This is a genomic window from Nocardioides asiaticus (genome assembly GCF_040049175.1).
Lineage (GTDB): Bacteria > Actinomycetota > Actinomycetes > Propionibacteriales > Nocardioidaceae > Nocardioides > Nocardioides cheoyonin.
In genome coordinates, this window is sequence record NZ_JBDZDM010000002.1 from 22,377 (window position 1) to 43,400 (window position 21,024).

The 21,024-nt window shown below is 71.4% G+C and carries 22 protein-coding genes; 16 read left to right on the forward strand and 6 right to left on the reverse strand.

Annotation, left to right across the window (positions count from 1 at the left end; genetic code table 11):
- The first annotated feature begins 31 nt into the window (after nucleotides 1-31).
- Together ABLE53_RS05865 and ABLE53_RS05870 are read left to right on the forward strand one after the other, a co-directional pair.
- Complete coding sequence (locus tag ABLE53_RS05865) at nucleotides 32-619, forward strand: hypothetical protein (protein WP_348857797.1); 588 nt, start codon at nucleotides 32-34, stop codon at nucleotides 617-619.
- 125 nt (nucleotides 620-744) lie between these two features.
- Nucleotides 745-2,706 (forward strand): CocE/NonD family hydrolase, encoded by a 1,962-nt coding sequence (locus tag ABLE53_RS05870; protein ID WP_348857798.1) that lies wholly within the window; start codon nucleotides 745-747, stop codon nucleotides 2,704-2,706.
- Between the two features lie 114 nt (nucleotides 2,707-2,820).
- Here the strand turns inward: ABLE53_RS05870 and ABLE53_RS05875 are convergent, their stop codons facing one another.
- Complete coding sequence (locus tag ABLE53_RS05875) at nucleotides 2,821-3,798, reverse strand: serine/threonine-protein kinase (RefSeq protein ID WP_348857799.1); 978 nt, start codon at nucleotides 3,796-3,798, stop codon at nucleotides 2,821-2,823.
- A 56-nt stretch (nucleotides 3,799-3,854) separates the two neighbouring features.
- The gene (locus ABLE53_RS05880) at nucleotides 3,855-5,117 is read right to left on the reverse strand and encodes an SGNH/GDSL hydrolase family protein (RefSeq protein WP_348857800.1); all 1,263 of its coding nucleotides are present in this window, start codon (nucleotides 5,115-5,117) and stop codon (nucleotides 3,855-3,857) included.
- Between the two features lie 167 nt (nucleotides 5,118-5,284).
- Here ABLE53_RS05880 and ABLE53_RS05885 point away from each other — a divergent pair, with 167 nt between their 5' ends.
- The 7 genes from ABLE53_RS05885 to rplI all read left to right on the forward strand — a co-directional run bounded on the left by ABLE53_RS05885 (nucleotide 5,285) and on the right by rplI (nucleotide 9,884).
- Nucleotides 5,285-5,632, forward strand: coding sequence for a metal-sensitive transcriptional regulator (locus ABLE53_RS05885; protein ID WP_348857801.1), 348 nt, complete (start codon nucleotides 5,285-5,287; stop codon nucleotides 5,630-5,632).
- A 44-nt stretch (nucleotides 5,633-5,676) separates the two neighbouring features.
- On the forward strand, nucleotides 5,677-5,886 hold the full coding sequence (locus ABLE53_RS05890) for a heavy-metal-associated domain-containing protein (RefSeq protein ID WP_348857802.1): 210 nt from the start codon (nucleotides 5,677-5,679) through the stop codon (nucleotides 5,884-5,886).
- Nucleotides 5,886-7,991 (forward strand): heavy metal translocating P-type ATPase, encoded by a 2,106-nt coding sequence (locus tag ABLE53_RS05895; RefSeq protein ID WP_348857803.1) that lies wholly within the window; start codon nucleotides 5,886-5,888, stop codon nucleotides 7,989-7,991. The genes ABLE53_RS05890 and ABLE53_RS05895 overlap by 1 nt, the downstream gene beginning before the upstream one ends.
- A 98-nt stretch (nucleotides 7,992-8,089) precedes the next feature.
- Nucleotides 8,090-8,380 carry a 30S ribosomal protein S6 gene (rpsF, locus tag ABLE53_RS05900; RefSeq protein WP_348857804.1) on the forward strand — a complete coding sequence of 97 codons (291 nt, stop codon included), beginning with the start codon at nucleotides 8,090-8,092 and terminating at the stop codon, nucleotides 8,378-8,380.
- Between the two features lie 164 nt (nucleotides 8,381-8,544).
- Complete coding sequence (locus ABLE53_RS05905) at nucleotides 8,545-9,114, forward strand: single-stranded DNA-binding protein (RefSeq protein ID WP_348857805.1); 570 nt, start codon at nucleotides 8,545-8,547, stop codon at nucleotides 9,112-9,114.
- Between the two features lie 73 nt (nucleotides 9,115-9,187).
- Nucleotides 9,188-9,424: a 30S ribosomal protein S18 gene (gene rpsR, locus ABLE53_RS05910; protein WP_348857806.1), complete on the forward strand. Its 237-nt coding sequence runs from the start codon at nucleotides 9,188-9,190 to the stop codon at nucleotides 9,422-9,424.
- Nucleotides 9,425-9,437: 13 nt separating this feature from the next.
- Complete coding sequence (gene rplI, locus ABLE53_RS05915) at nucleotides 9,438-9,884, forward strand: 50S ribosomal protein L9 (protein ID WP_348857807.1); 447 nt, start codon at nucleotides 9,438-9,440, stop codon at nucleotides 9,882-9,884.
- Between the two features lie 99 nt (nucleotides 9,885-9,983).
- Here the strand turns inward: rplI and ABLE53_RS05920 are convergent, their stop codons facing one another.
- The gene (locus ABLE53_RS05920) at nucleotides 9,984-11,330 is read right to left on the reverse strand and encodes an MATE family efflux transporter (RefSeq protein WP_348857808.1); all 1,347 of its coding nucleotides are present in this window, start codon (nucleotides 11,328-11,330) and stop codon (nucleotides 9,984-9,986) included.
- A gap of 629 nt (nucleotides 11,331-11,959) precedes the next feature.
- Between ABLE53_RS05920 and dnaB the strand changes: the two genes are divergently transcribed.
- The 7 genes from dnaB to ABLE53_RS05955 all read left to right on the forward strand — a co-directional run bounded on the left by dnaB (nucleotide 11,960) and on the right by ABLE53_RS05955 (nucleotide 17,535).
- Complete coding sequence (dnaB, locus tag ABLE53_RS05925) at nucleotides 11,960-14,383, forward strand: replicative DNA helicase (protein WP_348858845.1); 2,424 nt, start codon at nucleotides 11,960-11,962, stop codon at nucleotides 14,381-14,383.
- 86 nt (nucleotides 14,384-14,469) lie between these two features.
- Nucleotides 14,470-14,760, forward strand: a complete 291-nt coding sequence (locus ABLE53_RS24785; protein WP_425474859.1) for a VOC family protein — start codon at nucleotides 14,470-14,472, stop codon at nucleotides 14,758-14,760.
- A 232-nt stretch (nucleotides 14,761-14,992) separates the two neighbouring features.
- A complete protein-coding gene (locus ABLE53_RS05935; RefSeq protein WP_348857810.1) occupies nucleotides 14,993-15,391 on the forward strand; it encodes a VOC family protein in 399 nt (132 codons plus the stop codon).
- 361 nt (nucleotides 15,392-15,752) lie between these two features.
- Nucleotides 15,753-16,355: a hypothetical protein gene (locus ABLE53_RS05940; RefSeq protein ID WP_348857811.1), complete on the forward strand. Its 603-nt coding sequence runs from the start codon at nucleotides 15,753-15,755 to the stop codon at nucleotides 16,353-16,355.
- A 65-nt stretch (nucleotides 16,356-16,420) separates the two neighbouring features.
- Nucleotides 16,421-16,738: an ArsR/SmtB family transcription factor gene (locus tag ABLE53_RS05945; protein WP_348857812.1), complete on the forward strand. Its 318-nt coding sequence runs from the start codon at nucleotides 16,421-16,423 to the stop codon at nucleotides 16,736-16,738.
- A complete protein-coding gene (locus tag ABLE53_RS05950) occupies nucleotides 16,735-17,232 on the forward strand; it encodes an SRPBCC domain-containing protein (protein ID WP_348857814.1) in 498 nt (165 codons plus the stop codon). Before ABLE53_RS05945 ends, ABLE53_RS05950 begins: the two co-directional genes overlap by 4 nt.
- A 51-nt stretch (nucleotides 17,233-17,283) precedes the next feature.
- Nucleotides 17,284-17,535, forward strand: a complete 252-nt coding sequence (locus ABLE53_RS05955) for a VOC family protein (protein ID WP_348858846.1) — start codon at nucleotides 17,284-17,286, stop codon at nucleotides 17,533-17,535.
- A gap of 84 nt (nucleotides 17,536-17,619) precedes the next feature.
- On the opposite strand, the gene ABLE53_RS05960 is transcribed toward ABLE53_RS05955, so the two are convergent.
- The 3 genes from ABLE53_RS05960 to ABLE53_RS05970 are packed head-to-tail and all read right to left on the reverse strand — an operon-like array spanning nucleotide 17,620 to nucleotide 21,010.
- The gene (locus tag ABLE53_RS05960; protein WP_348857815.1) at nucleotides 17,620-18,510 is read right to left on the reverse strand and encodes a cytochrome c-type biogenesis protein; all 891 of its coding nucleotides are present in this window, start codon (nucleotides 18,508-18,510) and stop codon (nucleotides 17,620-17,622) included.
- Nucleotides 18,501-19,043, reverse strand: coding sequence for a TlpA family protein disulfide reductase (locus ABLE53_RS05965; RefSeq protein WP_348857816.1), 543 nt, complete (start codon nucleotides 19,041-19,043; stop codon nucleotides 18,501-18,503). Before ABLE53_RS05965 ends, ABLE53_RS05960 begins: the two co-directional genes overlap by 10 nt.
- Nucleotides 19,040-21,010 (reverse strand): heme lyase CcmF/NrfE family subunit, encoded by a 1,971-nt coding sequence (locus ABLE53_RS05970; protein WP_348857818.1) that lies wholly within the window; start codon nucleotides 21,008-21,010, stop codon nucleotides 19,040-19,042. The genes ABLE53_RS05965 and ABLE53_RS05970 overlap by 4 nt, the downstream gene beginning before the upstream one ends.
- Nucleotides 21,011-21,024: the final 14 nt, after the last annotated feature.

The window sequence follows — 21,024 nt, forward strand, 5'->3', positions numbered from 1 at the left end:
CGCCCCGCCGGGGCAGTGAGGAGTTCCACCCATGAGCTACGACGCACCGCCCCCGCCCCCGCCGGGCGCCACTCCGCCGCCGCCGCCGGCCGGCGGGCCGTACTTCCCCGCCGCCCAGGCCGCCGTGCCGAAGGCCGGCTTCGAGCCGCTCGGCCTCGGCATCGCCGTCGCCGGTGTGCTGGCGCTGATCTTCAGCTTCGTCAACAAGTTCTACACGGTGAGCGCGACCCTCGACCTGGGCAAGGACATGGGCGGCAGCCAGTCGATCTCCGACTCCGGCTCGGCCTGGCACGGCGTCTTCGGCTGGCTCGGCGTGGTCCTCGCGGTGGTGGCGGCCATCTACGTCGTCCTCGCCGCGTTCGACATCAAGCCGCCGAACGTCCCGGCGCCGATCGCGACCGCCGGCGTCCTCGGCCTCGCCTTCCTCTGCGAGCTGGTCGCCCTGTTCGTCGTCCCGGCCGGTGACGTCGACAAGGCGAAGGACGAGGCCTCGCAGATGGGCATGAAGCTCAGCGTCGACGAGGGCCACGGCTGGAGCTACTGGCTCGTGCTGGTCCTCGTGATCGTCGCGCTCGGGCTCGCCGTGATGAAGCTGCTCAGGAGCAGGCCGACCCTGTGAGACAGCCTGCTCGTGCTCCGCTCGTAACACAGCGTTGACCGAGGGCGCTTTACGTCGGGGCCACCCGCCGATAGCAATAGCGGGTGGCCCCGCTCTGGGCGGGGCTCGACGACGAGAGGAACCCCATGTCCACCACCCCCGCTCGGGTCCGAGACCGGCGCAGGGCAGCGCCCGCTGCCGCCCTGGTCGCCGCGCTGGTCGCGCTCGTTGCCGCGCTCGGCCTCGCCGCGCCGGCCCAGGCCTCCGCGGCAGCCTCGGCCGCCTCGCCCACCTCGGTCGCCGCGAAGCCTGCCGCGCCGGCGTACACCCTCGGTGCCGACGGCACGACCAAGGCGACCTACTCCTACGCCGACGCGGTCCACGAGTCGGTCTGGGTGGACGCCCCCGACCTCGACGGTGACGGCACTCCCGAGAAGGTCGCGGCCGACATCATCCGGCCGAAGGTCGCCGCCGGCACGAAGGTGCCGGTGATCATGGACGCGAGCCCGTACTACTCCTGCTGCGGCCGCGGCAACGAGAACGAGCTGAAGTCGTACGACGCCGACGGCACGATCGCGAAGATGCCGCTCTTCTACGACAACTACTTCGTCCCGCGCGGGTACGCCGTCGTCGAGGTCGACATGGCCGGGACCAACCGCTCCACGGGCTGCGTCGACGAGGGCGGCCCGTCCGACATCCTCTCCGTCAAGGCGGTCATCGACTGGCTCAATGGCCGGGCGACCGCGCACACGCTCGACGGCACGGCAGCGACCGCCGACTGGACGACCGGGCAGGTCGGGATGATCGGCAAGTCGTACGACGGCACCCTCGCCAACGGCGTCGCCGCCACCGGCGTGAAGGGCCTGAAGACGATCGTGCCGCTGTCGGGCATCAGCTCGTGGTACGACTACGACCGCGCCCAGGGCATCCCGTACTACGACGGCTACGCCCCCTGGCTCTCCTCCTACGTCGAGGGCGACCGCGACCCGGCGTTCTCCAAGGACTGCACGGCCGTCAACGACAGGCTCGGCACGGACGCGGACGACGCCACCGGCGACTACAACGCGTTCTGGGCCGAGCGGAACTACCGCGACGGCTCGCTGTTCTCGGCGAAGAAGGTGAAGGCCGACGTCTTCATCGTCCACGGCCTCCAGGACACCAACGTCAAGACGCTCAACTTCTCCCGCTGGGAGGAGGCGCTGCTCGCCAACCACGTCAAGGTCAAGATGTGGCTCTCCCGGCTCGGCCATGTCGACCCGTTCGACTACGACCGGGCGACCTGGGTCAGCACCCTGCACCGCTGGTTCGACCACGAGCTGTACGGCATCGACAACGGCATCGACACCGAGCCCGCCGTACGCGTCGAGGTCTCACCGAACCACTGGGTGACCGAGAGGTCCTGGCCGCACTCGACGGCGGTCAGGCTGCACCCGCAGGCCGACGGCACCCTGGCGCGCAAGCCCGCCACGGGCGCGGCGACGTTCACCAACGACCCGGCCGGCGCCTTCCTCTTCGGGGTGGCCGCCGGTGACAACCCGAACCGGCTGCTCTACACGACCGGCGCACTGACCAAGAACGTCCGGATCGCGGGCACCCCGACGGTGACGGTGAAGGTGAGCGACGACGCGCCCGTCGGCCAGCTCTCGGTCGGCCTGGTCGACTACGGCACCGCGGAGCGGGTCTCGGGCGGCAACGACGGCGCCGAGACCCTCGACACGGAGTCCTGCTACGGCGAGTCCACCGACGTCGACGACGCCTGCTACTACGACGTCCAGCGGCTGCTGGAGACCTCGGACTACCAGATCCTCGACCAGGGCTGGGCGAAGGTGCCCGGACCGGGCACCCACACGCTGTCGATCGACCTCGCGGCCGACGACGTCGTGATCCCCGCCGGCCACACCATCGGGCTGATCATCATGGGCGTCGACGCGTGGAACACCGACGTCTGGGACACCGACGCGACGCCGTACGCCGTCGACCTGAAGGCGACGACGCTGTCGCTGCCGGTGGTCACCGCGGGCGGCCCGAGGTTCGGCAAGAAGAAGGCGCTGCCGCACGACCTGGCGACGCCCCGCGGCGCCCGCCACGGGAAGCGCACGCCGAGCTGATGAGGCTGAGCTGACGAGATCGGGTGACGACCGGTGACCGCCGTGCTGCTCGGGCTGGCGGCGGTCCTGGTCGTCCTCGGGTTCGTGCTGCTGACCCGCTCCTCGGCGCCGGGCTCAGCCGAGGAGCCGGGTCAGCGCCACCGCGCAGAGCGCGATCGCCGAGGCGAAGCAGGCGGCCGCGGTAAGCACCTGCGCTGAGGATCGCGTACGCCGGGCGGCGGCCTCGGGCAGCGCGAGCGACTGCCGCAGCGGCATGCTGGCCTCGCCCAGCCGGTCGTGGACCTCGGGCCCGTCCGGCCGCGGCCGGAAGCCGCCGAGGCTATGCTCGGCGCCGATCAGCAGCAGCCGGCGCTGCGCGTCGGCGGCCGAGCGAGGACGGTCGGCCGGGTCGGTGGCCGTCAGCGACGCCAGCAGCGGCGCCAGCGGACCCTCCGGCACCCCGCGCTGGAGCAGCGGCGGGACGCCGGTGAGCAGCTGGATCGCGACCCGCCCGGCGGCGTACAGGTCGTGGCTCGGGTCGGGCGGTGCACCGGCCGCCTGCTCGGGCGACGCGTAGCCCTCGGTACCGACCATCCCCGGCACCGAGGTGAGGCGTACGGCGTCGGTGGTGGCCGCCACCCCGAAGTCGCCGAGCCGCAGGTGCGGCCGGGCGCGCCCGGTGACCTCGAGCAGCAGGTTGGCGGGCTTGACGTCGCGGTGGACGACGCCGGCGGCGTGGACGGCGCAGAGGGCCTGGAGGAGCTGGTCGAGCAGCACCGCGGCGTACTCCGTCGGCAGCGGGCCGTGCTCGGCCAGCAGGTCCGCCACCGTCCCGCCGCGGACGAGGTCCATCGTGAAGACCACGACGTCGTCGTCGGCCGCCCAGCCGGTCGGGGCGACCACGTGCGGGTGGCGGATCCGGAGGCCCTGCTCCCGCACGAAGCGCAGCAGCATCGCGCTGTTGGTCTGGGTGAGCACCTTCGCCGCGACCCAGGCCTGGGTGCGGACGTCGTACGCACGCCAGACCGAGCCCATCGCGCCCGCGCCGATCCGGTCGACCAGCACGTAGCGGCCGGCGACGGGGGCTCCTGGGGTCCCGGACGAGTCGATCACCCGCGGGAGCCTAGGTCACCCCCGATCGCCGGCACACCTCTGCGCTGTGGACCGGATCAGCTCAGCAGCATCTTGAGGTTGATCGCGTCGGCCATCGCGGCGTAGCCGGCGTCGTTGGGATGCAGGTGGTCACCGCTGTCGTACTGCGGGGCGAACACCTTCGGGTTGTCGGGGTTCGCCGTCGCGGCGGCGAAGTCGACGACCCCGTCGAACGCGCCGCTGGTGAGGATCCACCGGTTCACCTTCTGCCGGGTCCTCTCGCCCTCCTGCGACCAGTAGGCGGCCCCCTTGAACGGGGTCAGTGTGCCGCCGTAGATCCGCAGCCCGGCCGCGTGCGCCTGGTCGATGATCTGCCGGTAGCCGGCCTCGAGGTCCTTCGCCGTGACGTGCGGGCCGGTGCCGATGTCGCTGTTCCCGATGTCGTTGATGCCCTCGACCATGATCACGTCGGTGGCGCCTGGCTGGGAGAGCACGTCGCGCTGCAGCCGGGCGAGGGCGCTGACCCCGAAGGTGCCCGCGTCGCTCAGGATCCGGTTGCCGCTGATCCCCTCGTCGACGACGGAGAGCGTCTTCCCCGACCTGGCGTCGAGCCGCCGGGCGAGGTAGTTGGGCCAGCGGTCGTTGGCGTTCTTGCTCGAGGCGTAGCCGTCGGTGATCGAGTCGCCGAACGCGACGACGGACCCCTTGATCCGCGCCGAGGGATGCACGTCGACGGCGTCGACGAACAGCCAGCACGAGATCGTGGTGGGGTACGCCGAGGCGGCGTTCGCCTTGGTCGCGTTGCCGGCGCCGACGAAGCTGTCCTGCACGGCGAGTGGATGGAACGTCGCGGGACCGGTGAGGGAGGGCACGTAGACGCTGACGGCCAGGTCGCGCTGCTGGGTGACCGTGTAGTCGACCCAGTCGCTCAGGGCCTCGGCGCCGGCCGGGATGGTGACCGTCTTCTTGCCGCCGAACCGGAGCACCTGCTTCGTGCTCCCGACGATCGCGGCGCCCGTCTTCTGGACAGCGATCGAGGCTGCGCCGACCGTCAGCGGCGCCGTGCCGAAGACGTTGCTGATCCGGACACGAACGCGGTCGCCGCCGACGCTGGGGTAGACGATGTTGCGGACGGTCTGATCGCTGAACGCCCCGGGACCGGCGGGACAGGTGCTGGTGGTGGCGCCGGCGACGGGGCTGCCCGTCCAGGTGCCGACCCAGTCCGGGCTCGCGGCGGCGTGGGCGGCGGGCGGGGCCAGGAGGGTGAGCGCCGCGGCGGCCGCGCCGGCGGTGAGGGTGCCGACGGCGGTGCGGAGCGTGGATCTGGAGTTGTCGTTCATGTCTGGTTCTTTCCGAGAGTGCCGAGCTGTGACGTCCGTCACATCCCCACCATCGGCGCGCTCGGGTGCGGTGGTCAATGGGCCGGCGTATGACCGATACCCCCGGCCCGTACTTGGGCCCTATACCCCACAGGGGTACCGTGGCAGTACGGACGAAGGGAACCGCCATGACCGACCGGATCGCCGAGAGCGCCAGCGAGCAGATCACCGGACCGACGGAGCACGCCGACCACGGCTACCTGCACCACGGCAACAAGGACGCCTACCTCAAGCGGCTGCGCCGCATCGAGGGCCAGGTCCGCGGCCTGCAGCGGATGGTCGACGAGGAGGCCTACTGCATCGACATCCTCACCCAGGTCAGCGCCGCGACCAAGGCGCTGCAGTCGGTCGCGCTCGGGCTGCTCGACGAGCACCTCGGCCACTGCGTCGCGGAGGCGATCCAGCAGGGCGGCCCGGAGGCCGACGCGAAGCTCGTCGAGGCTCGCGAGGCCATCGCCCGCCTCGTCCGCTCCTGAACCACCCTGAACTATCCGCACCACCCCGAGCTCGAAGGAGAGCCATGAGCACACACACCTTCACCGGCACCGTCCTCGGCATGACCTGCGCCCATTGCGTCGCATCGGTCACCGAGGAGGTCGGCGAGGTCGACCACGTCGTCGGCGTCGACGTCGACCTGGCCAGCGGCGCGCTGACCGTCCTGTCCGAGGTGCCGGTCGCCCCCGCCAACGTCCGCACGGCGGTCGAAGAGGCCGGCTACCAGCTCGTCTGATGAGCACCCACCAGGACGTCGCCACCCGGACCGTCGAGCTCGCGCTCGACGGGATGACGTGCACGTCCTGCGCCAACCGGATCGAGCGCAGGCTCAACAAGCTGGACGGGGTCAGCGCGACGGTCAACTACGCGACCGAGAGGGCCACGGTCGCGTACGCCGGCGGCGTCTCGACCGATGAGCTGATCGCGGCCGTGGAGGCCGCGGGCTACCACGCCTCCCTGCCGGCGGCGGATGGTGACGTCGACCGCTCCGCCGCACTCCGGACCCGGCTCTGGCTGGCGGCGGCGCTGAGCGTGCCGGTGGTGCTCCTGGGTATGGTCCCGGGGACGGAGTTCGAGGGCTCCGGCTGGGTCTCGCTGGTGCTGGCGACCCCGGTCGTCGGCTGGGCGGGCTGGCCGTTCCACCGCGCGGCGCTGGTCAACCTGCGCCACGGCGCAGCCACGATGGACACGCTGGTGTCGGTGGGCACGCTGGCGGCCTACCTCTGGTCGCTGGTGGCACTGGCCGCCGGCACGGGCGGCGACCTCTACCTCGAGGCCGCGGCGGTGGTGACGACGTTCGTGCTGGCGGGGAGGTACGCCGAGGCGCGGTCGAAGCGGCGCGCCGGCGACGCCCTCCGCGCGCTCGGGTCGCTCGGCGCCAAGGACGTCGCCGTCCTGCGGGACGGCGCCGAGGTGCGCGTGCCGGTGGCCGAGCTGGCCGTCGGCGACCTGTTCGTCGTACGCCCCGGTGAGAAGGTCGCCACCGACGGCGTCGTCGCCGAGGGCGCCTCGGCGGTCGACAACTCCCTGATGACCGGCGAGTCCGTGCCCGTCGAGGTCGGCCCGGGCGACGCTGTGGTCGGCGCCAGCCTCAACGCGGGCGGTCGCCTCGTCGTACGCGCGACCCGGGTGGGCCGCGAGACCCAGCTCGCCCAGCTGGCGCGGCTCGTCGAGGAGGCGCAGACCGGCAAGGCGGCCGTGCAGCGGCTCGCCGACCGGGTGTCGGCGGTCTTCGTGCCGGTCGTGATCGGCCTTGCACTGTTCACCCTGGCCGGGTGGCTGCTCCTCGGCGGCGGCGCGGACGACGCGTTCACCGCCGCGGTCGCGGTGTTGATCATCGCCTGCCCGTGCGCGCTCGGGCTCGCGACCCCGACGGCGCTGCTCGTCGGCACCGGCCGAGGCGCCCAGCTCGGGATCCTCATCAAGGGGCCGGAGGTACTCGAGTCGACCCGCACGGTCGACACCGTCCTGCTCGACAAGACCGGCACCGTGACGACCGGCCACATGACCGTGACGGAGGTGTACGCCGCCGGGCCACTGACGCAGGGCGAGGTGCTGCGCCTCGCGGGTGCCGTCGAGGTCGGTTCCGAGCACCCGGTCGGGCGCGCGATCGCGCAGGCCGCTGCGGCCGCCGGGCCGCTCCCGTCCGTGACCGACTTCCGTGCGGAGCCCGGCACGGGCGTCTCTGGTGTCGCCGACGGCCGCCGGGTCGTGGTCGGCCGCGGCAGCGACGGCGGCGTCGAGGTGACCGTCGACGGCGAGCCGGCCGGCACCATCGAGGTCGCCGACGCCGTCAAGGAGAGCTCCGAGGCGGCGGTCGCCGCGCTGCGCCGCCTCGGGCTGCGGCCGGTGCTGCTGACCGGCGACCGCGAGGAGGTCGCCCGCGCCGTGGCGCAGCAGGTCGGCGTGGACGAGGTCGTCGCCGGCGTACTCCCCGCCGCGAAGGTCGACGTCGTCAAGCGCCTGCAGGACGAGGGCCGCGTGGTGGCGATGGTCGGTGACGGCGTGAACGACGCGGCCGCGCTGGCCCAGGCCGACCTCGGCCTCGCGATGGGCACCGGGACCGACGTGGCGATCCAGGCGGGCGACCTCACGCTCATGCGCGGCGACCTGCGCCAGGCCGCCGACGCGATCCGGCTCTCCCGTCGGACGCTGGCGGTCATCAAGGGCAACCTGTTCTGGGCGTTCGCCTACAACGTCGCCGCGATCCCGCTGGCTGCGGCCGGCCTGCTGAACCCGATGATCGCGGGAGCGGCGATGGCCTGCTCGTCGGTCTTCGTCGTCACGAACTCGCTGCTGCTGCGGCGATTCGGTCGGCGTACGTCCGGCTCGTTATGCTGACGTGTCCCGTTCCGACCGACGGAGTCCGGGACACGACGCACAGCCCTCCTGCCATGGAGAGACCATGGCCGCCGAGTCCGTAGGAGGTGGAGACCGCTATGCGCGCCTATGAAGTGATGGTCATCCTCGACCCGAGCCTTGACGAGCGTACCGTCGCCCCGTCGCTCGAGAAGTACCTCAACGGCGTCGTCGTCAAGGACGGCGGGACCGTGGAGAACCTCGACGTGTGGGGCCGCCGCCGGCTGGCCTACGAGGTCAAGAAGAACGCCGAGGGCATCTACGCCGTCATCAACCTGACCGCCGAGCCCGCGACCGTCCAGGAGCTCGACCGGCAGTTCGGCCTGAACGAGTCCATCCTGCGCACCAAGGTCCTCCGCCCGGCCAAGTGAGCCGGGGGGCGTGCCGCTTGCGGCGTGCCCTGTGGAGGATCACTGTCCGTTTGTCGGTGCGGCACTGTTGAATGGGCCGCGAAGTCACCGGCATCCGGATGCAGATCAGAACAGCGCCTAGCGCCTGAAGCGGGGGCGCCAAGACAACCAGCAGGGAGGCCTCAATGGCAGGCGACACGATCATCACCGTGGTGGGCAACCTCACCGACGACCCCGAGCTGCGCTTCACGCCCTCGGGCGCCGCGGTCGCCAACTTCACGGTGGCGTCGACCCCCAGCACCTTCAACCGCCAGACCAACAGCTGGGAGGACGGGGAGACCCTCTTCCTGCGCTGCTCGATCTGGCGCCAGGCCGCTGAGAACGTCGCCGAGTCCCTGCAGCGCGGCATGCGTGTCGTCGCCCAGGGGAGGCTGAAGGCCCGGTCCTACGAGACCCGTGAGGGCGAGAAGCGCACCGTCTTCGAGCTCGAGGTCGACGAGATCGGTCCGTCCATGCGCTACGCCACCGCCAAGGTCACCAAGACCTCCCGCCAGTCGGGCGGTCAGGGTGGCTACAACAGCGGCGGCTACGGCGGCGGGCAGCAGTCCGCGCCGTCCGGCGGCTCCGGCGGCTCCGGCGGCCAGGGCAACGACCCGTGGGCCACCCCGGCTCCGTCCGCCCCGCAGGGCGGCGGCCAGCAGGGCAACGACCCGTGGGCGACGCCGGGCGTCGGCACCGACGAGCCCCCCTTCTGATCACCCGCCCATTCACATCCGAATCCCTCAACCATTCCGGCGCGAGCCGGGCTTCTAGGAAGGAAGCACCACAATGGCCAAGGCAGTGATTCGCAAGCCGAAGAAGAAGGTTTGCCAGTTCTGCAAGGAGAAGGCGACCGGTGTCGACTACAAGGACACCGCGCTGCTCCGCAAGTTCATCTCCGACCGCGGCAAGATCCGCGCTCGTCGGGTGACCGGCAACTGCGTCCAGCACCAGCGCGACGTGGCGACCGCGGTCAAGAACGCCCGCGAGCTCGCCCTGCTGCCCTACACCTCGACCGGTCGCTGAGAGGAGTCACGGCATGAAGATCATCCTCACCCAGGAGGTCACCGGTCTCGGCTCCGCCGGTGACGTCGTCGAGGTCAAGGACGGCTACGCCCGCAACTACCTCGTGCCGCGCGGCGACGCGATCCGCTGGACCCGCGGCGCCGAGCGCCAGGTCGAGCAGATCAGGGCGGCCCGCGCTGCGCGCGCCGTCCGCGACGCCGACCACGCCGGCGAGATCAAGGGCAAGCTCGAGGCCGCCCCGGTCAACGTCAAGGTCCGCGCCGGCCAGGACGGCCGCCTCTACGGCGCCGTCACCGTCGCCGACGTGGCCACCGCGCTGGCCGAGTCCACCGGCGAGCAGATCGACAAGCGCACCATCGCGCTCGGCAACCCGATCAAGTCGCTCGGCAGCCACGAGATCTCCGTCAAGCTCCACGACGAGGTGTCGGCCACGGTCGCCCTCAACGTCGTTCCGGCCTAAGGCGCAGCACGACGAGATCGCCCCGACAGGGCCGTCCTCCACCAGGAGGGCGGCCCTGTTCGCGTCGAGGCGGGGGTTCGGACCGCTTGAGTCGGGGGTTCAGGCCGTGCGCGTGGTGGCGCCGGTGACGAGCCAGCGGTCACCGAGGGCCCGGCGTACGAGCACGACGAACCGCGCCCCCATGAAGACGAACGCGAAGCTGACCCACACCCACATCAGCCCACCGCCGAGGATGACCGCGAGGGCCAGGAGCGGGAGGTAGGCCACCAGGGTGAGCACCCCGCCGGTCGCGAGGTAGCGACCGTCTCCGGCCCCGATGAGGACCCCGTCGAGGACGAAGACCACGCCCGCCACCGGCTGACCGACGGCGGCGACGACCACGACGCCGACGAGCAGATGGCGTACGTCGTGGTCCTCGGTGAAGAGGGCGCCGAGGAAGGGCGAGGCGGCGGCGAGGAGTACGCCGACGACGACCCCGACCACCACGCCCCACCACACCATCCGAGCGGTGATCGAGCGGGTCTGCACGGTCTCGCCGGCGCCGAGCGCGCGGCCGGTCAGCGCCTGGGCGGCGATCGCGATGGCGTCGAGCACGAACGCCAGGAACGACCACAGGGTCATCGCGATCTGGTGGGTGGCGAGGTCGACGGCCTGCTCGTGGCTCCCGTCGCCGGCGATCCGGGTGACGGCGTACGTCGTCGCCAGCAGCGCCGCCCGTAGGGTGAGGGTGCGGATGACGAGCGCGACGCCGGCGCGGGCGGCCGTCCGGATCCCGGGCAGGTCCGGACTGACCGGCGCGCCCTCCCGGCGCGCGGCCCGCACGACGACGTACACCAGCGCGCCGGCGGCGAGGAGCTGGGCGACGACGGAGCCAGTGGCCGATCCGGCGATGCCCAGCCGGGCGCCGTACACGAGCGCGATGTTGAGCAGCACGTTGAGGGCGTTCCCGCCGATGGCGACGATCATCGGCGTACGCGTGTCCTGCAGGCCGCGCAGGACTCCGGTCGCGGCCAGCATGAGGAGGAGCGGGGTGACGCCGAGGACGGCGATGCGGAGGTACGTCGTGGCCGGCCCGACCACGTCGTCGCCGGCGCCGAGCGCGCGGCTGAGCGGGCGGGCGAGGAGGATGCCGGGGACGGTGACCAGCACGCCGATGACGACCGCGAGCCACAGCCCGTCGACGCCCTGGGCGATCGCGCCCCGTCGGTCGCCCGCCCCGATTCGCCGCGCGACGGCGGCTGTCGTGCCGTACGCCAGGAAGACGCACAGCCCGACGATCGTCTGCAGGACCGCCCCGGCGATGCCGAGCCCCGCGAGCTGGTCGGTGCCGAGGTGGCCGACGATGGCCGAGTCGGCCATCAGGAAGAGCGGCTCGGCCACGAGCGCGAGGAAGGCAGGGATCGCGAGCCGCCAGATCTCCCGGTCGTGGCTGCGGTCCATCGGCATGTTCGGGAGGCTATCGGGGCCCGGCGGGGTCGTGCCCGCGGGGACGCGGGTTGCCGGCGTGAGTCGTGTAACCCGGTGGAAAACTTGTGGAAGGCACCGTGCCGGACGCTTTGTCGACAAACCGTCGGCCTTCCCTACGACGATCTGGTGATGATCGCCATCCGCGGCCGAGATTTTTTCCGTCCACACGCTGGGAGAGGCGTTTTCGCAGGTCAGAGCCAACTTGCGAGCGACGCGGAACCGGTTCTCAACAGTCCTGTCCCCAGCCTCTGCACAAAGATCGCGAACTCGTCCACCCCTGCCCACCGGTTTTCAACAACGGTCTGTGGATAACGTCCTGTCGCCGTCGTACGGAGGGCGCGTACGGTCCCTGGATCGGCGCCACCGGCTCGGCGCGCCGGGCGGCTCACCGGGACTGTCGGTGGCCGGCTCTAGCGTGGTGGTCGGTGGGTCGAACGGTTGTGCTCGAGCGTGGGTGCACGCATGCGTGAGGGGGACTGTTGAGCGTCACCGAGTCGGATACGCGAGGGGTGCCGGAGCCTCCCTTCGAGGAGTGGGGCGACGGCCCGGCGGCTTACGAGCCGGGCGAGAGCGCCCGGCGACCCGGGGACCGCACGCCGCCGCAGGACATGGCCGCCGAGCAGGCCGTGCTCGGCTCGATGCTGATCTCGAAGGACGCGATCGCCGACGTTGCTGAGACCCTTCGCGGCCTCGACTTCTACCGCCCTTCCCACGAGACGATCTACGACTCGATCATCGACCTCTACGGCCGCGGCGAGCCCGCCGACATGGTCACCGTCGCCGACGAGCTGCGCCGCCGGGGTGAGCTCGAGAGGATCGGCGGTGCGCCCTACCTCCACACCCTCGCCGCCAACGTCCCGATCGCCGCCAACGCCGGCTTCTACGCCGAGATCGTGCGGGAGAAGGCGATCCTGCGCCGCCTGGTCGACGCCGGCACCCGGATCGTCCAGATGGGCTACACCGGCGAGGGCGAGGTCGACGACATCGTCGACGTCGCCCAGGCCGAGGTCTTCAAGATCACCGAGAAGCGGTCGGCGGAGGACTACGCGCCGCTCTCCGACATCATGGACGGCGTCCTCGACGAGATCGAGGCGATCTCCAACCGCGAGGCCGGCATCTACGGCGTCCCCACCGGCTTCGCCGACCTCGACGAGCTCACCAACGGCCTCCACGCGGGCCAGATGATCGTCGTCGCGGCGCGGCCCGCCATGGGGAAGGCGCTGGCCCTCGACACCCCGCTCCCGACACCGTCCGGCTGGACGACGATGGGGGAGGTAGAGGTGGGTGACCTGCTGTACGACGCGCACGGCCGGCCGACCCGCGTCGTCGCTGCGACCGAGGTGCTCGAGGACCGCCCCTGCTACGAGGTTCGTTTCTCCGACGGCTCCGTCATCGTCGCCGACGCCCAGCACCAGTGGCTCACCGAGACGCGCGCAGCACGGAAGTCGAAGTGGGCGGCCGAGAATCGCTACAACCGCACGCGCAACCAGCGGACGTTCGCTTCCGTCGTCACGACGGCGGAGATGGCGACAACGGTTCGGATCGACGCGGACCAGCGGGTCAATCACTCCGTGGTCAACGCATCGGCCATCGTGGGTGCGCATCGAGCCTTGCCGATTCCGCCGTACGTCCTGGGGGCATGGCTCGGCGACGGACACAGCGCGAGCAGCCGGATCACGTGCGAGACCGACGAGATACCCATGCTGATCGAAGGGCAGGGCCTGCTGGCTGAGCGCCGAGGCGTCATGCTCTACAGCATCAAGCTCCCAGGAAGTCATCACCCGCGCGGTCAGGCTTGCGCCACCTGCGGGTCTCCGGCCACGGCCAACCGCTCCCTGTGCCGGGACTGCCACGCCGATCACGGCACGATGACGGCGTTGCTCCGAAAGATCGGCGTGCTGGGCGACAAGCACATCCCGAGGTCCTACCTGCGTGCATCCGAGCAGCAGCGCCGCGAGCTGTTGGCGGGACTCATGGATACGGACGGCACAGTCGTGCGGGGGGTGGGATCCTGCCAGTTTGCTGTCACTAACAAGCGGCTGGCGGACGACGTGTATGAGCTGATCGTCAGCCTTGGCTACAAGTGCGGGCGTACGTCGAAGCGTGTGGCCGGGCGCGACGAGAGCACGTCGACCTGCTACATCTTGAACTTCTCCACGACGGACGACGTCTTCCGACTCGCTCGCAAGCAGTTGCTCCACAAGGAGGAGAGGCCGACGTCGACGTCGCGGATCGGACGGCGCTACGTCACCGAGGTCCGCCCGGTGGCCAGCGTCCCCGTCCGTTGCGTCCAAGTCGACAACGACGACCATCTCTACCTCGCGGGCCGCGGGATGATCCCGACGCACAACTCCACACTCGCCCTCGACCTCTGCCGCGCGGCCTCGATCCACAACAACCTGACGAGCTGCTTCTTCAGCTTGGAGATGACGCGCTCGGAGATCACGATGCGGCTGCTGTCGGCCGAGGCGAAGGTGCCGCTCAACCACATCCGCAACGGCAACATGAGCGACGAGGACTGGAACAAGCTGGCCCGCAAGATGGGCGAGGTCTCCTCGGCGCCGATGTTCATCGACGACAGCCCCAACATGACGATGATGGAGATCCGGTCGAAGGCCCGCCGTCTCAAGCAGCGCCACGACCTGAAGCTCATCGTCATCGACTACCTCCAGCTGATGACCTCGGGCAAGAAGGTGGAGTCCCGCCAGCTCGAGGTCTCGGAGTTCTCCCGCCAGATCAAGCTGCTCGCCAAGGAGCTCGACGTCCCGATCATCGCGCTGTCTCAGCTCAACCGCGGTTCCGAGCAGCGCTCCGACAAGCGGCCCATGGTCTCGGATCTTCGCGAATCCGGGAGCATCGAGCAGGACTCGGACATGGTGATCCTGCTCCACCGCGACGACGTCTACGAGAAGGAGTCGACCCGACCGGGCGAGGCGGACCTGATCGTCGCCAAGCACCGCAACGGCCCGACCCGCGACATCGTGGTCGCCTTCCAGGGGCACTACTCCCGCTTCGTCGACATGGCCCACTGACCGCCGCGGCTGTTGTCGAGCACGTCCGGATCGGCGAGGCCCACCGCGCCCAGCTGGGGGTGGACGGCGAGCGCGCCGATCTGATCGTGCGCGAGTACCGAGACGGTGAGACTCACGACCCCAGAGGTCATCAGGTGATGATGCGTGTCGATGATGTGCGTGCAGTGCTCGACGCCGCCCGGCGCGCGGGGGCCGATGCGGGCGCCGAGCCGCACGACTACGAGTACGGCGAACGCCAAGCCGCCTTCGTCGACCCGTTCGGGCACGAATGGGTGCTGACCGAGACGCTGCGAGACGTCGACCCTCAGGAGTGGGGAGGCGCCACGGTGCCGTGGACAGCCTGCTCCGAGCGCTCGCTGACGAGACCAGGAGGTTGATCCCCGACGAGCTCGCGGCGAGGACGGCCAAACCCTGTTCCCGACCTGCTCCGTACTCGCCTCCCGGCATCAACTCCGCTCCACGCGCCAGGCCATCTCAGCACCTTGCCGTGCTCGAGGACGCTGGTCTCGTGACGACAGAGAAACGCGGGCGATCCGAGTTCCACTACGTCAACGCCGAACCACTCGCTGCCATTGCTCAACGCCGGCCCATCCCGGAAACGGAAGACTCATGAGGATCCGCCTGACCAGCATCCATGTCGACGACCAGCGCGCCGCACTCGCGTTCTACACCGAGGTGCTGGGCTTCACGAAGCATCACGACATCCCTCTTGGGGACAACTCCTGGCTCACGGTCGTCTCAGCCGAAGACGTCGACGGACCTGAGCTCCTTCTGGAGCCCGCGGACCACCCGGCCGTCAAGCCATACCGCGACGCACTCGTCGCCGCCGGGATCCCCCTCGCCCAGTTTGCGGTCGATGACGTGGCGGCCGAGTACGACCGGCTCACTCGCCTCGGTGTCACCTTCACCCAGCCCCCGACCGACATCGGCAACGGCTCCATTGCGGTCTTCGACGACACTTGCGGCAACCTCATCCAGATCATCGACGAGTTGCCAGCCGAATCCTGAGCAGGGAGCGACGCGGGCCGTCAGATCCTGATCTCCACCGCCGAGTTCGTCCATCTTCCCTCCATCTCGACACCGGGGGCATCACCGGCACGAGCTCTGATTTCTCGCGAAGTTCGCTCACGTCCCTGGACGCCGATGAGGAGTACGCGCTTGCCACTAGAGACGCGGCATCCCCCGCAGCGCATGCGCACGTGTCTGACGAGGAGCTGGCAGCGCTCGCGGGTCGATGGGGTCACGGCGGCCATCCGAGATCGAGCCGCCGCGATCCCGACGCTGACCGGCCTACGGATCGCTTTGCGCGGTGCAGGGGCCGTCCAGCGAAACACCTCCGCCCCTCGGCCAAGGTTGCCATCATGCGTTCATGAAGCCACTCGGACGTCGGACCTGGATCGTCGTCACCATCGCCGCCGTAGTCGTCGTCCTGCTCGGCGGCGCCGGCGGCCTGACCGGATGGCTCCTGACCGCCAAGCACTCCGCCGAACAGGTCGTGGTCCGCTGGCGACCGCACTGCACCGGCACCACCCTGAGTCGATACCGCGGCCATCTCGCGGTCCGCTCCGTCCCCGGCTGGCGCTGCCGCCTCACGATGAAGGTCAGGAACCGCAGTGGCTACGACATCCATGTCACCGGGGTGAAGGGACCGTTCATGGGAACCGGCGGCGGCGCCGAGGTCCAGGGCTTCTCCACCCAGAATGCCCCGATCCGAGACGACCCCGACAGCATGGGCATCGACGCCATCTGGGATGTCGACCTGACCGTCCCGGGGCACGCCTCCCGCACCATCGACCTCTTGGTCGGCTGGCGCAACACCGGGTGCAACGACGCCGGACACGAGTGGTTCGACCACTGGCCAACCATCGTCTTCACGATTCTTCACCGCGACCACCAAGTCTCTGCCTCCGAGCGGCTCACACTGGCCACCGTCACCGACCACCACGACACCACCGGCGCCTGCGCAGGCTAGATCGGAGCCGTCGCTCTTTGACATGTACGCTTGACGTTACGTAACCGACTCGGTACGTCCGCGCCATGGACGCAGTACTGCAGGCCCTCGCCGACCCGAGCCGCCGTACGGTGCTCGAGATCCTGCGCGACGGCGAGGCAACCGCTGGCGAGCTGGCCGGGGCGCTCCCCATCGCCCGGCCGGGTGTCTCTCGGCATCTGCGGGTGCTGCGGGAGGCGGGGCTGGTCGACGTACGCCAGGACGCGCAGCGGCGGATCTATCGGCTGCGTCCCGAGACGCTGATGGAGATCGACGAGTGGCTCGGCGCCTACCGAAGGTTGTGGACACAGCGCCTCGACGCGCTCCAGACCGAGATCGCACGAGGAAAGAGGAGTGGGACGTGACGAGCGAGATGACAGGGACGATGCGCGCCTTGGACGCTGACCGTGGAGCTGTGCGGGTCGAGCAGGTCTACGACACGGGCATCGACGACCTGTGGGAGGCGTGTACGACGCCGGAGCGTCTGGCACGCTGGCTCGCGCACGTGAGCGGTGACCTGCACGCGGGTGGCACGGTGCCGATGTCGTTCACGAGCACCTGGACCGGGCCGGCGCGCATCGAGGTGTGCGAGGCTCCGCGACACCTGCTTCTCGTGACCGAGCCGGGCACCGAGGACGAGGGCGAGATCGAGGCCTGGCTCACCGAGGACGGTGAGCAGACGCGCCTGCTGGTCGAGGAGCGTGGCCTGCCGATCGCCAGCCTTCACTTCCACGGCGCCGGATGGCAGGCGCACCTCGAGGACCTCGGCCGATCGCTCGAGCTCGGAGCGAGCGCGCACCCGGCGGCTGGTCGGAGAACGAGCCCTCGCCTGCGTGGCGTGCTCGGTGGGATGAGCTGACGCCGGCGTACCAGGCACAAGAGGTGCAGCGATGACCGCAGCGCCGCCGGCATCGGACCCAACGGCTCGATCGGGTTCCAGCACGTGGAGGATTTCCGCGCACCGATCTGGCCCGGCAACGAGGTGCCCATGCAGATGCACCTCGACTTCTTCGTCACCGACCTGGCCGCGACCGAGGCCCGCGTGCTGGCGGCCGGGGCGACGCGGTTCGACTTCCAGCCCGACGACGACCGCTGCCTGGTCTACGCCGATCGCGCCGGGCACCCGTTCTGCCTGTCGATGTGGGAGGAGCCCAAGTTGTAAGAGGCCGCCGGCCGCACTTTCCCACCGGCGCCAGGATGTCGAAGCTGGGGAAGCGGACGACCGCACCAGCCACTCGGCAGCCGGTCAGCCTGCGGCCAGCAGCCGGCGTACCTCCGCGGTCGCCGGGTGGTCGGGATAGCGGTGGACGAAGGTCCGCAGCGTGTGCGTCGCCGTGATCTCGCCGTTGGCGCGCTGCGCGAGCCCGAGCACCAGCAGGGCGAGCGGACGATCGGCGCCGGAGCCGGTGGCCACCGGACGGATGAGCTTCTCCGCCGCTGCTGGGTTTCCGGCGCGGAGCAGCGCGAACGCCACGGTCACCGGGTCATCCGACGACGCGGACCGCGAAGCGGAGGGCGAGGCGGACGAGGACGCCGTCGGCGCGGCGGCGTCCGACCGGCCCGCCGAGGCGCCGTCGTCCGGGCCGCCCAGCACCAGCAGAGGTACGGCGACGGCCGCACCGACTGCGACGGTGAGGGCCACCGCGAGCCGGGCGGCCGGGAGCGGGGGCGCGTCGCCGGCCTGCCCCGTCACCGGCTGGCCGGGACGGCCGCGACGGCGCCGGACGAGGAGCACGCATCCGCCGACGACCGCGACGCCAGCGACCGGCGGCGCGACCCACAGCACCCAGCCGAGGCCGTGCCGCTGCGGCTCGAGCACGATGTCGCTGCCGTACCGGGTCCGGAACCACGCCACCACCTGGTCGTCGCTGCGGCCGGCGGCCAGCTGGCGGCGGATCTCGCTCCGCATGCTCTCGGCGACCGGGCTGGTCGAGTCGGCGGCCGACTCGGCGACGCAGGTGGGGCACCGCAGTCGCCCCGCGACGTCCTGCGTCCGGTCGTCGAGCGAGCGCGTGCCGTGCCCGGAGAGCAGCGCGACGGCGAGGACCGCGAGCGCGACCAGGGCGGCCGCGCCGATCAGCAGCCGGCGGATCCACGGGCCGCCTCGGCGGAGTCGAGGAACGCGGGCTAGGTCCACCGATCCGCCTCCTCCGTGAGCCAGGACGTGTCGACCTCGCCGATCCGGTGGGCCCGGATGACGCCGCGCCGGTCGACGACAAAGGTCTCCGGGATGCCGGTCGCGCCCCAGGAGACCGCGAGCCGGCCCTTCGGGTCGTGGACGGCGAGGAGGCTGGTGGCGCCGACGTCGGCGAGGAACTCGCGCGCGGTGCTGACGCCGTCCCGGCTGTCGACCGTGACGACCTGGACGCCGCGTGATGCCCAGCGGCGGGCGAAGCGGGCGATGAGCGGAACCTCGTCACGGCACGGGCCGCACCACGACGCCCAGACGTTCACGACGGTGACCCTCCCGGCGTGCCACCGGTAGGGGCGGCCGGCGAGGGTGGTCCCGGTGAGGACGGGAGCGTCGCGGCCGAGCAATGGGTCGGTCCGGTCCTCGTCGGCGGCTCCGCCGCGGAGCGCGCCGAGGAGGTCCGCGACAACGATGAGTGCGACGACGCCGACGAGGCCGACCAGCAGCTTCAGGTGGGGGATCCGGCGCAGCAGCGTCACGGCGCACCTGCCGGCTCGGGGACGGCAGGCTCCGGCGTCAGCGCGTGGTCGCGCTCCTCGGCGGTACGGCGCCGGCGCCACGGCATCCCCAGGACACCACCGAGGACGAGCAGCGCGCCGCCCGCCCAGATCCACGACACCATCGGGTTGACAGCGAGCCGGACGGTCGCGGTCCTGCCCGACTGCTGGGCGGCGAGCAGCGTGACGTAGCGGTCGCCGCCGAGGGCGCTGAGGATCGCGGGCGCGGCCACGGTGGTCTCGCGGGCGGAGAAGTAGCGCAACGCCGCGGTGGTCGTCCGACCGTCGATCACGAGGCGCGCCCGGGTCTGCATCGCCCCGTCGTCGGAGGAGCGGTCGACGCCGTCGAGCCGCACGGCGACCCCGGCCACCGTGGTGGTCCGCCCGTGGTGAATGGTGGCCTCGCCGACCGAGGAGTAGGCGCTGGAGCCGGCGACACCGACCGCGATGACCGCGAACGCGACATGCGCCAGCCGACCGGCGAGCGGCCGCCGCCGGCGGCGGAGCCAGGCTCGCGGGCTGCGTCGGGCCGCCGGCCCGCGCAGCTCTCGCCAGGTCTCGAGGAGCGCGCTCGCGACGAGCAGCCCGGCCAACCCGAAGACGAGCAGCGCCGCGACACCGCCGTGGCCGGTGAGCCGCACCGCCACCACGACGAGCAGCGCGATCACCAGCGGTACGGCGAGCCGGCGTACGCCGCTGCGGGCCTCCTCCCGCCCGGGCCGCCAGCGCAGCAGCGGCGCGACCACCATCAGTAGGAGGAGCACGAGGACGGCGGGGACCGCGACGCGGTCGTAGTACGGCGGGCCGACCGAGACCTGGTCACCGCGGAGCGCCTCAGCGAGGACCGGCAGCACCGTGCCGAGGAGCACCGTGGCGCAGAGCGCCACCAGCACGAGGTTGCCGGTCAGCAGCGCTCCGCCGCGGCTGGCCGGCGCGCCCACCGCGTGCGGTGGCGCCAGCCGCCCGACCCGCAGCACCACGAGTGCGACCACGCCCACCACGAGCGCCACCACGAAGCCGAGCAGCACCGGGCCGATGCCGGAGTCGGCGAACGAGTGGACGCTCGCGACGACGCCTGAACGGGTCAGCAGGACGCCCGTCGCGGCCAGCACGTAGGCGCCCACGGCGAGGCTGAGGTTCCAGACCGGGAGCGCGCCCGTGCGTCGCTGGACCATGATTCCGTGCAGCAGCGCGGTGGCGAGGAGCCAGGGCATGAGCGAGGAGTTCTCGACCGGGTCCCAGGACCAGTAGCCGCCCCAGCCCAGCACGGCGTACGACCACCACGCCCCGAGGACGATGCCCGCGGTGAGCGCGACCCAGGCGAAGCGGAGAGGGCCGGCGACCGCGTCGAGCCAGCCCCGACCGACGCGCCCGGTGACGAGCCCGCCGACGGCGTAGCCGAACGGGACGACGAGCCCCACGAGGCCGAGATAGAGCAGCGGCGGGTGGATGCCCATCGCGGGGTTGCTCTGCAGCAGCGGTGTCGGGCCGGGGCCGTCGTGCGGCACCGGGTCGACGCGGTCGAAGACCCCTCCGGTGGTGAACGCGAGGCAGCAGAAGAAGGCCGTCGCGCCGGCGACCACGCAGACCGCCCAGGCGCGCAGCGGCCCGTCGTGGCGGCGGGCCAGCACGGCGAGGTACGCCGCGATGACCAGGCACCACAGCAGGAGCGAGCCGTCGTGGGCGGACCAGAGGCTGGTGATCGTGTAGTAGAGCGGGGTCGAACGGCTGCCGTTCTCGGCGACGAACCGGACCGAGAAGTCGTGGCTCACCAGCGCCCACTCCAGCGCGGCCACCGCCCCGGCGGTACCGACGAGCGCCGCCCGGGCGCCCCAGCGGGTCAGCGGCTCGGCCCGGCCCGTGACCGCAGCCCACCCGCCGACGACCGCCGTGGAGAGCGAGGCGCAGCAGGCGAGTGCGAGGAAGAACAGTCCGGTCGCCGAGGTCATGGTCGCGTCGTCCG

Coding starts and splice junctions, on each gene's coding strand:
- ABLE53_RS05865 (WP_348857797.1), top strand. CDS start 32: ATGAGCTACGACGCACCGCCCCCGCCCCCGCCGGGCGCCACTCCGCCG.
- ABLE53_RS05970 (WP_348857818.1), bottom strand. CDS start 21,010: ATGACCTCGGCGACCGGACTGTTCTTCCTCGCACTCGCCTGCTGCGCC.
- dnaB (WP_348858845.1), top strand. CDS start 11,960: ATGGCCGCCGAGCAGGCCGTGCTCGGCTCGATGCTGATCTCGAAGGAC.
- ABLE53_RS05890 (WP_348857802.1), top strand. CDS start 5,677: ATGAGCACACACACCTTCACCGGCACCGTCCTCGGCATGACCTGCGCC.
- ABLE53_RS05870 (WP_348857798.1), top strand. CDS start 745: ATGTCCACCACCCCCGCTCGGGTCCGAGACCGGCGCAGGGCAGCGCCC.
- rpsF (WP_348857804.1), top strand. CDS start 8,090: ATGCGCGCCTATGAAGTGATGGTCATCCTCGACCCGAGCCTTGACGAG.
- ABLE53_RS05885 (WP_348857801.1), top strand. CDS start 5,285: ATGACCGACCGGATCGCCGAGAGCGCCAGCGAGCAGATCACCGGACCG.
- rpsR (WP_348857806.1), top strand. CDS start 9,188: ATGGCCAAGGCAGTGATTCGCAAGCCGAAGAAGAAGGTTTGCCAGTTC.
- ABLE53_RS05920 (WP_348857808.1), bottom strand. CDS start 11,330: ATGCCGATGGACCGCAGCCACGACCGGGAGATCTGGCGGCTCGCGATC.
- ABLE53_RS05880 (WP_348857800.1), bottom strand. CDS start 5,117: ATGAACGACAACTCCAGATCCACGCTCCGCACCGCCGTCGGCACCCTC.
- ABLE53_RS05895 (WP_348857803.1), top strand. CDS start 5,886: ATGAGCACCCACCAGGACGTCGCCACCCGGACCGTCGAGCTCGCGCTC.
- rplI (WP_348857807.1), top strand. CDS start 9,438: ATGAAGATCATCCTCACCCAGGAGGTCACCGGTCTCGGCTCCGCCGGT.
- ABLE53_RS05940 (WP_348857811.1), top strand. CDS start 15,753: ATGAAGCCACTCGGACGTCGGACCTGGATCGTCGTCACCATCGCCGCC.
- ABLE53_RS05945 (WP_348857812.1), top strand. CDS start 16,421: ATGGACGCAGTACTGCAGGCCCTCGCCGACCCGAGCCGCCGTACGGTG.
- ABLE53_RS05935 (WP_348857810.1), top strand. CDS start 14,993: ATGAGGATCCGCCTGACCAGCATCCATGTCGACGACCAGCGCGCCGCA.
- ABLE53_RS05905 (WP_348857805.1), top strand. CDS start 8,545: ATGGCAGGCGACACGATCATCACCGTGGTGGGCAACCTCACCGACGAC.